Origin of the sequence: Funiculus sociatus GB2-C1 (assembly GCF_039962115.1) — a bacterium.
Classification (GTDB): domain Bacteria; phylum Cyanobacteriota; class Cyanobacteriia; order Cyanobacteriales; family FACHB-T130; genus Funiculus; species Funiculus sociatus.
In genome coordinates, this window is record NZ_JAMPKJ010000075.1 from 12,501 (window position 1) to 28,778 (window position 16,278).

The 16,278-nt window shown below is 47.1% G+C and carries 9 protein-coding genes, 1 tRNA gene and 2 rRNA genes (1 of these 12 cut by a window edge); 3 read left to right on the top strand and 9 right to left on the bottom strand.

Annotated features, from left to right (window positions below; translation table 11 throughout):
• From NDI42_RS24525 to NDI42_RS24540, 4 genes are all read right to left on the bottom strand, one after another.
• Window positions 1-812: ribosomal RNA gene (locus tag NDI42_RS24525) — 23S ribosomal RNA — on the bottom strand; it reaches 2,082 nt to the left of the window's first position.
• 202 nt (window positions 813-1,014) lie between these two features.
• Window positions 1,015-1,088, bottom strand: a tRNA-Ile gene (locus NDI42_RS24530).
• Window positions 1,089-1,212: 124 nt separating this feature from the next.
• Window positions 1,213-2,706 (bottom strand): 16S ribosomal RNA (locus NDI42_RS24535).
• Together the 16S and 23S rRNA genes with 1 tRNA gene alongside form the textbook arrangement of a ribosomal RNA operon.
• Before the next feature lie 746 nt (window positions 2,707-3,452).
• Complete coding sequence (locus NDI42_RS24540; RefSeq protein ID WP_190460426.1) at window positions 3,453-5,897, bottom strand: cache domain-containing protein; 2,445 nt, start codon at window positions 5,895-5,897, stop codon at window positions 3,453-3,455.
• A 410-nt stretch (window positions 5,898-6,307) separates the two neighbouring features.
• On the opposite strand from NDI42_RS24540, the gene NDI42_RS24545 reads away from it, so the two are divergent.
• On the top strand, window positions 6,308-6,559 hold the full coding sequence (locus tag NDI42_RS24545; protein ID WP_190460427.1) for a hypothetical protein: 252 nt from the start codon (window positions 6,308-6,310) through the stop codon (window positions 6,557-6,559).
• Between the two features lie 30 nt (window positions 6,560-6,589).
• Here the strand turns inward: NDI42_RS24545 and NDI42_RS24550 are convergent.
• The 3 genes from NDI42_RS24550 to NDI42_RS24560 all read right to left on the bottom strand — a co-directional run bounded on the left by NDI42_RS24550 (window position 6,590) and on the right by NDI42_RS24560 (window position 11,190).
• Window positions 6,590-7,280 (bottom strand): IS1 family transposase gene (locus NDI42_RS24550; protein WP_399318426.1). Its coding sequence is split into 2 segments (ribosomal slippage): window positions 6,590-6,781 and window positions 6,783-7,280, totalling 690 coding nucleotides; the frame shifts between segments, so codons are not numbered across the junction.
• A 615-nt stretch (window positions 7,281-7,895) separates the two neighbouring features.
• Window positions 7,896-8,417 carry a single-stranded DNA-binding protein gene (locus NDI42_RS24555; protein ID WP_190460429.1) on the bottom strand — a complete coding sequence of 174 codons (522 nt, stop codon included), beginning with the start codon at window positions 8,415-8,417 and terminating at the stop codon, window positions 7,896-7,898.
• A 235-nt stretch (window positions 8,418-8,652) separates the two neighbouring features.
• On the bottom strand, window positions 8,653-11,190 hold the full coding sequence (locus tag NDI42_RS24560; RefSeq protein WP_190460432.1) for a mannose-1-phosphate guanyltransferase: 2,538 nt from the start codon (window positions 11,188-11,190) through the stop codon (window positions 8,653-8,655).
• A gap of 613 nt (window positions 11,191-11,803) precedes the next feature.
• On the opposite strand from NDI42_RS24560, the gene NDI42_RS24565 reads away from it, so the two are divergent.
• Window positions 11,804-12,598: a cobalt-precorrin-6A reductase gene (locus NDI42_RS24565; protein WP_190460434.1), complete on the top strand. Its 795-nt coding sequence runs from the start codon at window positions 11,804-11,806 to the stop codon at window positions 12,596-12,598.
• 48 nt (window positions 12,599-12,646) lie between these two features.
• Here the strand turns inward: NDI42_RS24565 and NDI42_RS24570 are convergent, their stop codons facing one another.
• Window positions 12,647-13,816 carry a low temperature requirement protein A gene (locus NDI42_RS24570; RefSeq protein WP_190460436.1) on the bottom strand — a complete coding sequence of 390 codons (1,170 nt, stop codon included), beginning with the start codon at window positions 13,814-13,816 and terminating at the stop codon, window positions 12,647-12,649.
• 498 nt (window positions 13,817-14,314) lie between these two features.
• Between NDI42_RS24570 and NDI42_RS24575 the strand changes: the two genes are divergently transcribed.
• On the top strand, window positions 14,315-15,238 hold the full coding sequence (locus tag NDI42_RS24575; protein WP_190460438.1) for a Uma2 family endonuclease: 924 nt from the start codon (window positions 14,315-14,317) through the stop codon (window positions 15,236-15,238).
• 31 nt (window positions 15,239-15,269) lie between these two features.
• Here NDI42_RS24575 and NDI42_RS24580 read toward each other — a convergent pair whose 3' ends face one another.
• On the bottom strand, window positions 15,270-16,049 hold the full coding sequence (locus tag NDI42_RS24580; RefSeq protein WP_190460440.1) for a glutathione S-transferase family protein: 780 nt from the start codon (window positions 16,047-16,049) through the stop codon (window positions 15,270-15,272).
• Window positions 16,050-16,278: the final 229 nt, after the last annotated feature.

The window sequence follows — 16,278 nt, forward strand, 5'->3', positions numbered from 1 at the left end:
CATTTCACCCCTAACCACACCTCATCCGCTGATTTTTCAACATCAGTCGGTTCGGACCTCCACTTGGTGTTACCCAAGCTTCATCCTGGACATGGTTAGATCACCCGGGTTCGGGTCTATAAACACTGATAATTTGCGCCCTGTTCAGACTCGCTTTCGCTTTGGCTGCGGCAATTCTTGCTTTAACCTACCAGTGCTTATAAGTCGCCGGCTCATTCTTCAACAGGCACACGGTCACTCGTTTAATCGAGCTTCCATTGCTTGTCAGCTGACGGTTTCACGTTCTATTTCACTCCCCTTTCGGGGTTCTTTTCACCTTTCCCTCGCGGTACTGGTTCACTATTGGTCACACAGTAGTATTTAGCCTTACCGAGTGGTCTCGGCTGATTCACACGGGATTTCTCGTGCCCCATGCTACTCGGGATTCAGCTCGAGCTATTGGCGCTTTCGACTACAGGACTTTTACCTGCTCTGGTGCAGTTTTCAGCTGCTTCGTCTAGTACCTTTAGTCTCTTTTTTGCTGTCCCACTACCCCATAAAGCATGCTTTATGGTTTAGGCTTTTCCCTTTTCGCTCACCACTACTGGGGGAATCTCTTTTGATTTCTTTTCCTCGGGCTACTAAGATGTTTCAGTTCGCCCGGTTGGCTCATGCCTGTCTATGGATTCAACAGGCTGTACTTGGGGTTGCCCCATTCGGATATCTCCGGCTCGATGCTTGCTTCCAGCTCCCCGGAGTGTTTCGTCGGTCGCCACGTCCTTCTTCGCCTCTGTGTGCCGAGGGATTCACCGTCAGCTGTTTGTAGCTTGACCACAATCTCTTCAGCTTGAAGTTTTACGGACACCTTTTTTGATTTGATGTCTCGTTTTTCCTGCTTTTTACGTTGCTATGCAGTTTTCAAGGTTCTTTTGCTGGCTTTTTTCCCAGCAGGCTCTCTTACTCTAGGATAAGATTCGTTGCTGGCAAAAGTTGCTTTTTTTTGTTCTTTGAGTGCTTAGGTTGGTTTTTTTTAGGTGGGCCATCCTGGACTCGAACCAGGGACCTCACCCTTATCAGGGGTGCGCTCTAACCACCTGAGCTAATAGCCCGCGTTTTTTGAACCTGTTAATAGTTTGAAAGCTGATGTATCCACTTTTCCTCGATGACCTAGGTTGACCTCCACTTCCCCAAATCTTTTCGATTTTTCGGTTGAGTGGGGTTTGGTCTCCCTTAAAAGGAGGTGATCCAGCCACACCTTCCGGTACGGCTACCTTGTTACGACTTCACCCCAGTCATCAGCCCTGCCTTCGGCATCCCCCTCCTGCGAACAGGTTAGGGTAACGACTTCGGGCGTGGCCAACTCCCATGGTGTGACGGGCGGTGTGTACAAGGCCCGGGAACGGATTCACCGCCGTATGCTGACCGGCGATTACTAGCGATTCCGCCTTCACGCAGGCGAGTTGCAGCCTGCGATCTGAACTGAGCCACGGTTTATGGGATTTGCTTGTCATTGCTAACTTGCTGCCCTTTGTCCGTAGCATTGTAGTACGTGTGTAGCCCAGGACGTAAGGGGCATGCTGACTTGACGTCATCCCCACCTTCCTCCGGTTTGTCACCGGCAGTCTCTCTAGAGTGCCCAACTTAATGATGGCAACTAAAAACGAGGGTTGCGCTCGTTGCGGGACTTAACCCAACATCTCACGACACGAGCTGACGACAGCCATGCACCACCTGTGTTCGCGCTCCCTAAGGCACTCCTCTCTTTCAAGTGGATTCGCGACATGTCAAGTCCTGGTAAGGTTCTTCGCGTTGCATCGAATTAAACCACATACTCCACCGCTTGTGCGGGCCCCCGTCAATTCCTTTGAGTTTCACACTTGCGTGCGTACTCCCCAGGCGGGATACTTAACGCGTTAGCTCCGGCGCGGCCCGGGTCGATACAGGCCACACCTAGTATCCATCGTTTACGGCTAGGACTACTGGGGTATCTAATCCCATTCGCTCCCCTAGCTTTCGTCCCTCAGTGTCAGTTGCAGTCCAGCAGAGCGCTTTCGCCACCGGTGTTCTTCCCGATCTCTACGCATTTCACCGCTACACCGGGAATTCCCTCTACCCCTACTGCACTCTAGTCTTTCAGTTTCCACCGCCTTTGTGGGGTTAAGCCCCACTCTTTAACGGCAGACTTGAATGACCACCTACGGACGCTTTACGCCCAATTATTCCGGATAACGCTTGCATCCTCCGTATTACCGCGGCTGCTGGCACGGAGTTAGCCGATGCTTATTCCTCAGGTACCGTCATTTTTTTCTTCCCTGAGAAAAGGGGTTTACAATCCAAGAACCTTCCTCCCCCACGCGGTCTTGCTCCGTCAGGCTTTCGCCCATTGCGGAAAATTCCCCACTGCTGCCTCCCGTAGGAGTCTGGGCCGTGTCTCAGTCCCAGTGTGGCTGATCGTCCTCTCAGACCAGCTACTGATTGTCGCCTTGGTACGCTTTTACCCTACCAACTAGCTAATCAGACGCGAGCTCCTCTTCAGGCTATTAATACTTTCACCTTTCGGCATATCCGGTTTTAGCAGCAGTTTCCTCCTGTTATCCCCGTCCTGAAGGCAGATTCTCACGCGTTACTCACCCGTCCGCCACTAGAATCCTAAGATTCCCGTTCGACTTGCATGTGTTAAGCAGACCGCCAGCGTTCATCCTGAGCCAGGATCAAACTCTCCATTTTGTTGAGTTTGTTGCTCTGGAAACAATTCGTTTCCCTCTTCTTTTGGCTTCGGGGTTTTTCTCCCCTAATCCGATTTTCTTTGACGAGGTTATTGTGTTACTCTGGCTTTCAAACTATTATTTTTTCTAGGTTCTCTTCGCTCAGTTGAGTCTCGCTTTCGCTCGTCTCTCCCGACCGCTTTATTACTATAGCAAACTAATACGCTTTTTGTGTGGCTGCAACCAAAAATTTTGCTCAAATTGCACTACACAATATTTTAGGAAGTCTGGATTCCTTTAGGGGCAAGGGTTCTGGCGCTAACTAGGATAAAATAAAAACATCTGCAATTCTCAGACTATTGCCCAAGCAATGCTGTTGCCTCCAGTTGGCGACTGGCTACAAGGGTACACTTGCACTCAAGGCGGCTTTTCGTCTTTGGGGTAATTTTCTCCATAAAACTTATCCATCGTTACCTATGGTGCTTACTTCCTGTTTTTACAAGGCGTGTCGGCACTTGTCCTCTCCACAGGCATTAAGTTCGGACAAAGCCCGTCCTACTTGATCTTCAGGGGCATTTTCCAGATTGATAGAGGTATTCAAGTCTCTGTCAATCTGGATGCCAGACCGTTGGCATTAAAGACACGCTCTCCCAACGGCATGGGTTCAAGGTGTCTACGGTTAGAACAAGCCTTGCTACTGGGATACAACCTATCAACCAGTTCAACCTTTGTATCCTACGCTGATTGCTCAATCACTTCCTAGGACTCTTAGTGTGATTTTTGGATGGGAATCTCGATCGCAAATTCTGCTCCTTGTCCTGGTGCGGAAATGCACCTCAGCTGTCCTCTATGTGTCTCTGTCACTATTTGATAACTAATTGCTAATCCCATCCCGGTTCCCTTACCAACCGCCTTGGTGGTAAAGAAGGGGTCAAATAAGCGTTGCTGAATATCTTCAGCAATACCCGCTCCACTATCTGCAATGCGAATGGCAATTTGTTTAGATGTCAAAACTTGTGTGCGAATTGTAATTCGACTGGGGTTGGCTTGCCTATCTTTGTAGCTAAGCTTGGCGTTGAACTCCTCTATAGCATCAATGGCATTGGTGAGGAGATTCATAAATACCTGGTTGAGTTGTCCGGCATGGCACTCAATTTTGGGTAATTGACCATACTCTTTGACAACTTCAATGGCTGGATGATCTGGCTTCGCCTTGAGACGGTTTTGGAGGAGCATCAGCGTGCTATCAATGCCTTGGTGAATATCCACATCCTTGACTTCTGATTCATCTAAACGGGAGAACACGCGCAGCGACTGAACAATATCACGAATGCGCTGAGCGCCGACTTGCATCGAGGCAAGGAGTTTGGATAAATCTTCCTTGAGAAATTCCAGTTCCATGTCCTCTGCTTTGTCTTGAATCTGTGGCGTGGGCTGAGGATACAGCTCTTGGTACAGCTCAATCAACTCTAGTAAATCTTGGATGTAAGAGCTGGCATGAGTGAGATTGCCGTAGATGAAGTTGACTGGATTATTGATTTCGTGGGCAATGCCTGCAACCATCTGACCCAAACTAGACATTTTCTCACTCTGTACTAGCTGGAGTTGGGTGTGGTTAAGTTTGGTCAGCGTTTGGTTGAGCAGTGTAATCTGTTGTTGCGTCTGGTTATACAGTTGAGCCTGAGTAATGGCAACTGCTAGCTGATCTACCACCGCTTTGAGTAATTCCCGATCTAGTTGACTCAAGTAATGAGCGTGCAAACCAATGAGATAGCCGCAGCCGCCATCTAGAAGCGGGATAGGGAGTGCAAGGTAGGCATGAGCTTTTAACTCCAGAGGTGTTGGCTCTAACTCAGCATCAACAAACAACAGCTGAAGTGCCTCTGTCTGCTGTAAACAGGCTGCTATGTCTATAGATGAATTGGACTGAAACTTTCTTGGCTGAATTGTCAATGTTTGGGCGTGAGAGTCGCCAACCAGCTCAAGGGTTTGGGATTGGGGATCGTACCAGCCAAACAGCACTCTATCGAGCTGTGTTAAGGTTGCCAGTTCTGTTACCGTCGTCTGAACAATGGTTTGTAGCTCTAAAGATTCTCGGATGCGACGCACTAAACGGTTCAGTAGAGCTTCCTGCTCGGCACGAGTGCGGGTTTGCTCAAACAGCTGCACCTGTCGCCATGCACCAATCAAGGCAATCAGCAACAATCCGCCTAAAACGGTCGCCAAAAGGTTAAGTGCGCTTAAGTGAGATTCGATGTTCTGGCGAGGAATAACCAGCGCAATTGACCAATCCGCTTCTTTGAGAGGCACGTAGGCAACGTAGTTCCAGGTGCCATTGACTCGTATTAGTTTAATCCCCGCTTGTTTGGCAACCATTTCCTGGGCGATCGCTGCCAGAGCCGGATTGGAAGATTCTAGGAAGCTGGGTGCCTGACGCTCTGCGGAGCCAATCATCTTGGGGTCAGGATGGGCGATCGCTACTCCTTGCGAGTTGAGTGCAAACGCATAGCTGCCGACTCCCTCCTGGAGCCTGCTCACGACCTGAATCACTCGGTCAACTTTGATCGCTCCACCCATTGCTCCCAGCACTTGAGTACCTGGAACCCGCATAATTGGAGCGCTGATATTGATTTGTAGGAGTCCGGTGGTACGACTGACCACGGGATTCGCTGCACTGACTTGCCCTGCCATTGCGTTGATAAACCATTCACGGTCTTTAAGATTTTTGCGATGAGGTCCGACGCTGGTATTAGCACCCCACCCCTCAGAGTTGACAATTGTCAGCTGGTGAATTTCTTTAAACCGTTGCAATTCTGACTTTAAATAAGGCTGGGCGACTGACCAATCCATCGAGCGCACGAGGGGACTGTTCGCCAGCATCTCTACTTCAGTCTTCCGATTAGATAGCCACTGGTCAATCTCATCCCGTCCCTGCTGGACTTCTAGTAAGGCTTGTTGCTGGAGGTTCGCAAGAATCAGTCCCCGCACAACCTGATAGCTGACTACAGCGATCGCACTCACCCCCAACGTTGACCCTGCCAGTATCGACATAACAATCAGGTCACGAGGTTGCCATCTTTGCTTGTAGCGATGCTGCTTTCTTGGCAGCCTTAGCCAAAACGCTTTAGAAAAATTGAATTTTCCCAATCTGGGAAATGCTTGCTGGCTAATTTTTTGGCTACCTGAGTCAGCCTGATTGTTTAGAGAGGACATTCTTATTACTACTGTTATCGACTTGAGACATAGGAGATTTCCAAGGAACTTAATATCGTGAAAGTTGAAATAGTTCTATGTCACACTCCACAATCAGGTAGTTCCCTATAAGAATAATATGGAGATGTACTGTTACCCCAACTTTTTTACTTACAAATTCAGATATTAGCACCTGATGATTGAACCAGCATTGGGACAATTACGGAATTTTTATCCTGTCAAAAATATGCGATTTAGAGGTCAACAGAAAAATTTCGATTCTTCCTCAAAGCAATAAATGAGCGTGTAGAGGTACCTCTACACGCTCATTGCCGCTTAGCGCTAACAATAGATTCGCAGATTAAGCTGACATCTCTTACCTTTCCAAGCAGAGCGTCAGGACAGGATTCCTATATTTTCCAGCTTTACAGATGTATCCCTTCATTGTTCGACGCTTCAGAGTCATCAACTTGGAGTGGCTGAAGAAAAGCCGGTTCTACATCGTCATTGGTAACGACTACGATCGTTTCCTCCAACACCGCGAATACAGCCAACTCCTACAATATCTCGCCCACTACCATCAAATTTTTCAAGAAGGCTGGGATAGAATCATCGTTCTGCGTCCCTCCAACTATGGTGGCTACGACATCCAACTCAACGCCGCCATGCAATGCTTAGGCTAGAGAGTACGGCGTTGCTGAAAGTGTAATGAGCTAAGTTGGCAGAGGCACTGTCCCATCCTTCAAGTAGTGAAGCAGCAAGCGCAGCGAACACTTCAACATATCAACCGACTTGGAGTAGCACCAGCTCTTGCGATGCAACCGTGCCAAGTAGTGCCGTAACCGAGTATTCTCTCCCTCAACACGAGTCATATAGGTCTTGCTCACAATCTGGTCACCCTGCGAGGGTGAACATCGGGTACACCTTCCATCCATCGGTGACATAGAAGAAGCATTGCCAGCATTTGACAATTGACCACAAACGCTTGAAGGTTTCCCCACTGCGATCACCGATCACCCAAGCCAAAATTCCCGCTTGCTTGTGATTGACGGCTGTCCAAATCCACAGCTTGTTGCGTTTGCTGCCGACAAAAGTTTGCAGTTCATCCAAGTCCGTGACCTCTGGGATCTCTTCAGCCTCTGGAGCATCATCCAGTCGATGTCCTGCTTCTCGAATCCAGTGCATCACAGTTGTGTGGTGGATCTCAGTGACTCGTTCGCTCCCCCGCAGCCCCATGCCGTTAAGATACATCTTGATGCACAATTGCTTGACTTCATTCGAGTAGCGCCAAGGACGGTAGGATTCGAGGAACTGACGACCGCACTGCTTGCACTTGTAGCATTGTCTTCCTCGACGCTGACCATTTTTAGCTGTTTGAGTTGAGTGACATTGAGGACATTGCATCCCTCTATTATACCCCATCTAGCATTACTCTTTCAGCAACGCCGAGAGTACAATACTGGCACAGCAAGCTTCTCACGTCGAAGTCTGAGGGATCAAACAGACAACTCCCACAGCCATACATCCTTACTTCAATAAATGTTGTAAAAGCTTCGATGAGATACAAAATTTCAGGAAAAGCCGGAATTAGCTTTAGAGTTAATTGACTGAAATAAGAAAAGAGGGTATTAACCCGGTTTCTTACTGATTGATGCAAGCTATGGAAATAATACGATATTTCAGGTAAAGGTGGAAAAAAGTCACTGACTTATATAGGAGGATTAGCAAAAAATTGCCAAATAATCATTATAAATGAAAGGAATAATCGAGAATAAATCAGACTAGACAACTTACTTCAAGCTTTACCTATTCAACCTTTCACCCGTATTGAACTAAAGCTAGAAAAACCGATAACTCGGTGAGTGGCAACGTTGGAAACCGAAATTCAAGGCGGGAAGGGAAGAGACTGATTGCTATCTTTATGAATGTGTCAACCTTCGCGTCCGAAGCATGAGATTGACTACTTAGACGTTGGAAGGTTGAAACCTTCCAACGTTCCAACTTTTTTCTAACTAATGATTAAAAGGGGATATCGTCATCTTGTTGGACAGGTTGAGTTGGACGGGTTATAGTTCTAGCGGCGGGTACAAACGAGGGTGTCTCATCTTCTTCTTGGTAGTCTACAGGAGACATCTCCACATCGCTATTATTAGCGGGTGCAGTTGGACGACGCGACCCCATCGGAACGACGTTGCTGGGAGGAGTTGATTCAGTTGTTTGCGTGTCAAAATCTGTATCGATTGACACTTTATGAATTCGGGAAACTGTCAACTCAGCGCGTTTCTCTTTAAAACCTTCTTGCCGATCGATGGTGTTCATGGTGAGGCGACCTTCAATAATTACGCGATCGCCCTTTTTGTAGTTATCCTTAATTTCTTGAGCTAAATTGCCCCAACCGACAACCTGTATACTTGCTGGTGGATCTTCAGCCTTTGGCCCGGGAAACTGGACTCGCAGAGAAGCGATCGCAGTTTGGCTATCTGGCGTATAACGCAGTTCCGGTTCTTTGATAATCTCCGCCATTAAAATGCAACTGTTCATAACTCAAAGTTCCACTATGGGATGTTTAGCCTCATCTATATTAGAACAAATGTACCATTAGGATTTTAGATTTTGCTCCCGGCGAAGCAGTTTCTGATCCTCCGATGATTTTGGATTAGTGATTTAATCCAAAATCCCGCGATCTTTTGGGAAGAAAGAGAGGTTGGGGGAAGAACCAGTAATCGTTCAACTCCCCGATCAATCTCCCCAAAAATCGCTTCAAAATCCAAAATTTTTACACCATTGCCACTTTAAATTCTTCTACACCCTCCTCTTGTTCAACAAATGATTGAACCCTAGTGCGATACTCCCGCAAAGTTTCATCAACCCAATCCCGGTCATTACTATTAGCAAAGATATGCACCAGAGGTTCCCCAGCATCAGGCAAAATTAATACCCAGCTGTCATCGTGATAGTTGCAAATCTTCACACCATCGACTAATTCCAGATGTTCTGCTGGGTGAGTTTCTACCAGATGACGCATCAAAGCCCCCTTTGCAGTCCAGGGACAGCGCACAGTATAACTTTTGTGGTAAACGCGGGGTAGATCGGCGCGAATTTGAGCAAGCGATCGCTCAGAAACCGTCAGCATCTCCATCATCTTAGCAATGCAGAACATCGCATCAAACCCCGGATGCAGTTGCGGGAAAATAAAGCCCATTTCACCGCTACCACCCATCACCACATTCGGATTACTTTGAGAAGCCTCCATCAACGCCGTAGGATTTGCCTTAGTGCGAATCACCTTAGCATCGTGACGACGAGCAATCTGTTCCACCGCACTGCTACTATGCACTGGTACTACCACAGTAGCTCTAGGATTAGCCGTCAGAGTCATACTTACCATCAGACTCGTTAACAACTCCCCGCGAATTGGAGTCCCAGCTTCATCCACTAAGATCAACATCTCTCCGTTGGCTGACACCTGCACGCCAAAATTTGCCTTCAGCGCCTCCACCACATGACCCAGCTGATTCAGCAACGCTTCTCTTTCAGCTGCTGAGAGTCCTTGTTGATTCAAACTAGCATTCAGCACCACAGCATCGCAGCCAAACTTCGCCAACAATTGGGGCAAAACGGCACCACTGACAGCGTAAACATAATCTATCACCACCTTCGAGCCAGAATGATGAATCGCCTTAATATTCAGATGTTTCTCAAAGGAAGTGCTGTAAATATCAATCACCTGACTGGGGTAATTGACATTGCCAATTTCAGGAATTTGTACCCGTCGCAAATCTTCCTTAAAATAAGCCCCCTCAATCTTCTTCTCTATAGATTTGGAGATATTGATGCCTTTGCGATCAAAAAATTCAATCAAAATGTGATCAGATCGGTCTGGATGCACCCTTACATGGATACCACCAGAAACTGCGAGAGTAGGAACAACTGCTCTAGCCACAGGAATTGCTGTAGCTTCCAAATTCTGGACATTGACACCTACAGACATTAAACCAGCAATCAAGGCTCGGCTGACCATGCGGGAAATACTCCGCTGATCGCGAGAAATAGTAACCTGAGAACCAGGTTTCAAAGTAGAACCGTAAGCTGCACCCAACTTGACGGCAAATTCTGGAGTAATGTCGATATTTGCCAAACCACTCACACCACGCTGTCCAAACAAATTGCGGTGTGCAGTCTGACCCCAAATTAAGTTAATATTCAACGTCGCCCCTGATTCAATTTGCTTGCTAGGCCAGACGCGAACTTGCGGAGAAATTTGTGATTCTTCCCCTACAGTGGACAGGGAACCGACGACAGCACCTTCCAAAACTTGCGATCGCCTGTCCACTCTCGTCCCCCGACCAATCACGCAAGCCCTTAAAGAAGCTTCCTCACCAATAATCGCCCCATTCCAGATAATCGGACGCTTTAAGTTGGCATCAGCCCCAATTGTCACATTGTCGCCAATTGCAGTTCCTGGCTCAATGTGTACTCGCGGCCCAATCCGGCAATTACTGCCAATCAGCGCTGGCGCTTCAATTTTAGCCGTCGAGTCAATATGGGTATTTTGCCCAATCCACAATCCGGGAGACTGCTCAGAATAAGCAAAGTCTAGTTTAACTTTTTGCTGTAACCCGTCATACTGCGCTTCGCGATAAGCATCTAAGTGACCGACATCGCACCAATAACCCGAAGCAATGTAGCCGTACATCGGCTCATTTTTTTCTAGTAGCAAGGGGAACAGGTCTTTAGAGAAGTCAGTTTCCTGATTTGCTGGCAAGTATTGTAAAACTTCTGGTTCAAGAATGTAGGTTCCGGTGTTGACCGTATCCGAAAAAATTTCGCTGGTGGAAGGCTTTTCTAGAAACCGCCGAATCCGATGGTTTTCATCTGTAATTACCACTCCAAACTCAATCGGGTTAGGAACGCGGGTTAAAACCAGGGTTGCTTTTGACTTTTTTTGTTTGTGAAATTTAATCGCTTCAGTGAGATCGAAATCGGTGATACTATCGCCACTGATGACTAAAAATGTTTCATCTAGTAACTCAGCAATATTTTTGACGCATCCAGCAGTCCCCAAAGGCTGGTCTTCCTCTACAGCGTATGTCATCTGTACGCCGAAGTCGCCCCCGTCTTGAAAGTAGTCGCGCATGACATCAGGGAGATAATGCAACGTGGCAATAACCTCTGTAATCTGATGCCGCTTGAGCAAGTTGATAATATGTTCGGCGATGGGTCGGTTCAGAATCGGCACCATTGGTTTTGGAAGATCGCAGGTCAGCGGCCTCAGCCGCGTTCCTGAACCGCCAGCCATCAGCACTGCTCTCATAATTCCTCCTTATTATTCGTCATGATACAGATATCACCCTTAATTTTCGTTGCGCCTGTCTTTTAGTCTCCTATAATCAGGAAATTTCAGGTATCTCTCATAAGACAAGGGTGCAACCTCTTACTAACTCTCATCGAACACAAGTAGGCGATATAGATACATTATGCGGAGAGCGTAAGTCGTGCATCAAAACATTAAGATCAACTGTATTGCAACTCAACCCCGGATAGACTAGAACTGGATCAATGCTACTTTGCCGTGTAGCACCAAATCAATTGTGTAGACTAGCTAGAGTAAGCAGAATTTGGCAATTGCTGGCTTTGACGACCAAACCGGAGTCAGTTTTATGGGGGTTGATTAAATGGAATTACTCGGCTTCTTGTTGTTTGGGGGTTATGTATACGGTGGCTGGAGGTTCTGGAAGGGGTTTCGCCGAACGAATTTCAGCCAAGGCCGGCTGGTTTTGGCCCTGTTGTGGCCTGTGTTGGTGATTGGTAATAAATCCTATCGTCAGAACTACAGAAAAGCCCTTAAGGGTTAAAGCAAAAGTCATTAGTCATCAGTCTAGGGTCATCAGTAAAATCTTTTTTAACTGATGAGTGTGGAACGACTAATGACTCTTGCTGCTTCATGCTTTGGCGATCGCGTTTGGTTAATTGGAGGAACTCAGGAAAGCGCCCAGCTGAGCGTAGCACTCTCTCGCTTTCAGCTGCCTTGTATTGTCACTGTCACAACAGAATCAGCTAAGGCGCTGTATCCTATTACACAAAGTTTGCAAATTTGGGTAGGTCGTTTAGACGTTACCCGCTTAGAAGAGTTTTTGCAAGAACAGGGGATAGTTGCAATATTAGATGCGTCCCATCCGTATGCAGTGGAGATATCGAAGATGGCGATCGCAATTTCCCTTCATCGGCAAATCCCTTATCTGCGCTACGAACGTCTAGCAGTTGACGCTGAAATAGATAACCAACAGGTAATTAGGTTAGATAGCTTCGAGACGCTGCTAACGGGAGACTACCTGGAAGAACAACGGGTACTACTGACAATCGGTTACAGAAATTTTCCCCTATTTCGTCCGTGGCAAGAAAAATCAACTTTATTTGCGCGAATTCTTCCCTCTGTGACAGCAATGGACGCAGCTTATGCAGCAGGTTTCGCGCCAGATAGATTAATTGCCTTGCGTCCTCCGGTTCCAGCAGAATTAGAAAAGGCACTGTGGCATCACTGGAAAATTTCCCTAGTTGTCACCAAAGCATCGGGAACCGCTGGGGGAGAAGATGTCAAGCGACGGGTTGCAACCGAGTTAGGCATTCCTTTAGTTGTGATCACTCGTCCAGAGGTTGCTTATCCACAGCAAACCAGCGACATAGAAGCAGCAGTAGAGTTTTGCCGATATCACCTCAAATAAATTGCACCAATGCCAGGAAATAATTGCTGGTATTGGTGCAAAAAAATGCTACTCAAGCGCTAACTTGCCGCTCTGATACAAATCTTGCACGACTTGGGTAGCACAGACTACAGCAACTAACCCAATTACCGCAACGGGGGGCCAACCCATACCAGCGATCGCTAGAACCAGCACCACAGTCGCCGCACCAATTCGGTACTTTGTGCGGACTTTGCACTTGAATATCACCCCAGTGCGGTGCAGAATTCCTAAACTCAGCAAGCATAAAGCTACTGATCCACAAAGCAGCCATCGCACCGCATCGGGCATTGCTACACCAGCCTCACTTGAGACAACGTGTTCTACGCCAACGCCAGTAGCAGCAAGTCCAATCACTAACGGTAAATGTCCGTAAAGCCAGATATTATAAATTGAAAATCGACCAGTTGCGCTAGCAGACCGCATAGAGGAGCCATCAATGTTCTCAAAATAGATCCACCACAAGCTGAAAGCGATGCTGAAGCCGAATACTGCGGCGATCGCACTTTGAATATCCCATTTTTGTTCGGAGACACCATCGACGACAGCGATGATCGCCTCGCCCAAAACAATGATGGTAAACAGCCCAAAACGCTCTGGTAAGTGTTCGGGATGGGGGAGTAGCCCTTGCTGCAACCTTTTGGCTGTAAGTGGCGTGGCGAAGTCTATTAGCAACCCCAATCCCCACAAGACAAAACGCTGTGGAATGGGTACAAATGCGGATAGTAGCCAAAGGCAAGCAGCGATCGCAAAACCTGTGGCGTAGCGAGTAGCCAGTTTGCGCGCTTGAGGAATGTGCTTTGCCGCCCGCAGGTATTCAATCACCAGCACCACCCTACCAGCAAAATACGACAAGGCAAAGCCTGCGGAACTTTCGCCTAAGCCGTGGTGTACATTCACTGCAAGGGCTGCGATCGCTACCATTTGCACGCCAGTCAGCAATCGATGTCCGATGTCATCGCTATCGAATCGGTTGGCGTAGAATGTAGTGCCAATCCATGTCCACCAAATCGGTATAAACAGAAACACAAAGCCGAGAAATCCTGATAGCGATAAATTGTCATGCAGGTTGTGGGCGACTTGAGAAACCGCCACCACAAACACCAAGTCATAGAAAAGTTCCAGCCAAGTAGCGTGGCGGTGTTCGTGTTCGGTTTCTTCTCCAATGCGTAATCGCGGAGGTTGCAACCAACTTTTCATAATAAGTCCTGAGTTTTGAGTTTTTAACTAATGACTATACTGCGGTGGGGTGCTTCTTAATCATCACTAAAGCAGCGATGCCCAAGAGAGCAGCCGCAACGCTTACACACTTCTCAAAGCGAGTTCAACAGTAATAAACAGAACTAATCGAAAACTATCAACACCAAACGCGATCGCTTGTTTTAGCATTTTACTCATCTTGGTACCAATACCCAAGCTTTGGTATTTTTCGCGCAGAGGCTACTACATCTTATCAAGCGAATTACTTCCTGATCACATAGCTGTTTGACGATGTTCGGCATCTTATTTTTTGGGTATTCCCGCCACGAAACTTGGCGAGAGTACCCTGGAGAATAAGATGGCATTTCCGTACCCAACAAATAGTAAGATTAGGACATTTTTTGAAATAAGTAGCCAAGGGCAGCAACAGGGCGCGGCTTTGTTCAATCAGGCATTTTCACGGTGTTAACATAAAAGCCAGTCATTCCCCTAGACCCTATGTTTCCCTTCAAATACCCCGTCCCTCAGACTGATCCGCCGCGATCGCCCAGGGAAACCCTACCGACTATGTACGATCTACCCAGCGAAGACCCGGAAGAACCTGGTTTGCCCGATGAATTCCACGACTTGCAACCCCAATTATTGAGCCTTACTTTTCATCCTCCAAAATATCCGGCTTCGCAAGTCTTCAGTGCCAGTGACATGAACCTTTACTATGATGTGCGTCATGCTCAATGGTATAAAAGACCGGATTGGTTTGGCGTTGTGGGCGTACCTCGACTTTATGATGAAGTTGATATGCGCCTAAGTTACGTTGTTTGGCAAGAGGGAATAAATCCTTTTGTCATTGTCGAACTACTTTCGCCGGGTACAAAGAAAGAAGATTTAGGAGAAAATGACGAGGAAAAGCTGCCATCTGAATCTGAGGATGCAGGCAATGGGCAATTAATTCAGCCTCAAACTGAGAATAAACCGCCTCGAAAATGGGAGGTTTACGAGCAGATTTTACGCATTCCTTACTATGTGGTTTTCAGTCGTTATACCAATCAGCTACGAGTCTTTAAGCTGGTGGGGGCGCATTACCAAGAGCTAGATTTGCAAGAGTCGCGAGTTTGGATTCCTGAACTAGAATTGGGCTTGGGTTTGTGGCAAGGAGAGTTTCAAGGAATTGAGCGATTGTGGTTGCGTTGGTATGATGCTCAAGGCAATTGGATTCTGACTGAAGCAGAACAAGCTCTAATGCAAGCCGAACAGGAACGAACAGAAAAAGCAGAGGCTTTACAGCAGTCCGAACAGGAGCGACAGCGAGCTGAACAAGCGGAATCTAGGGCTGAACAAGCGGAATCTAGGTTAGAATCTCTAATTCAGCGACTCAGGGAATCGGGAATCGATCCTGATGCGTTTTTGAACTCTCAAAGCTAAAAGGAGAAGGGAGCGATCGCTCCCACAAGATTTAACTGAAATGGCGTTGTTCTCGATACAAGCGCAGTGCATACATTCCGGCTGGGGTTGCCCGTAATTCTTTAATTGTTGTTGCCATTTCACTCTTGATGCCATCAAGCTGAGGCAGCATTACGGGATGCTCTGGGGGTAGTAAAGCTGGAGCAGCTAAGGCCGCAAAAGTTATGTCTGCTGCCGAAAATTTATCTCCAACCAAGTACGGACGATTATCTGCTAACTGCTGATTAACTGTGTTGAAAATTTGCTTAATTTCTTGAAGGGAACTTGCTGCTGAAGCTGCTGTAATATTCAAGCTTTGTTGAACTAATCGACGCATTATAGGGAAAGCGATCGCAAACCCAACTTGCTCAACCCAAGGCGTTCCTTTGCACCACACCCGCCGCATCGCTTCCCGGTCATCCAAGCGATAAAAATATGCCCAGCCTCGAATACCAACTCCCAGTTTCGTGTCAAATAACTCTTCAAGTTGTTCGACTTCTCGGCATAGTCCCGGATCAGGGGGATATAAATATCTTCCTTCCGGGGCAAGTGTATTAAGATAGTGCAGAATGTCAGTTGAATCTGTGAAAGTATCTGCTCCTGTAACCAGAACCGGAACACTACTACTCCCATATTCGCGAGTAGCGAAGCGATGGAAAAGTGGCACATGACTTTCTTCAACATAAGGAATTTTCAGCCATTCAAGCGCCCATCGCACCTTCTCGCAATAATGACTAACAGCAATACTAATTAAGCGAGGAACCGCAGAAGTAGTAACAATTTGGTTGTTCATAATGTAGTTAATTTTATTTAGTATATTGGGTAACACTCGCGTTTAACCCAACAAAAGTTTAATATAGCATCCTCTTTTAGTTGTGAAAGCTACTTTTTAACCGAACCCCTGAGGGCCTAGTGGTCTGTCAAAAAAGAATTGACGGATAATAGAAATGTAAGCAACCCATAAACAATGCCAGCCAAACGATATATTGTTTCCCTGACAAATGAGGAACGGCAAACGCTAG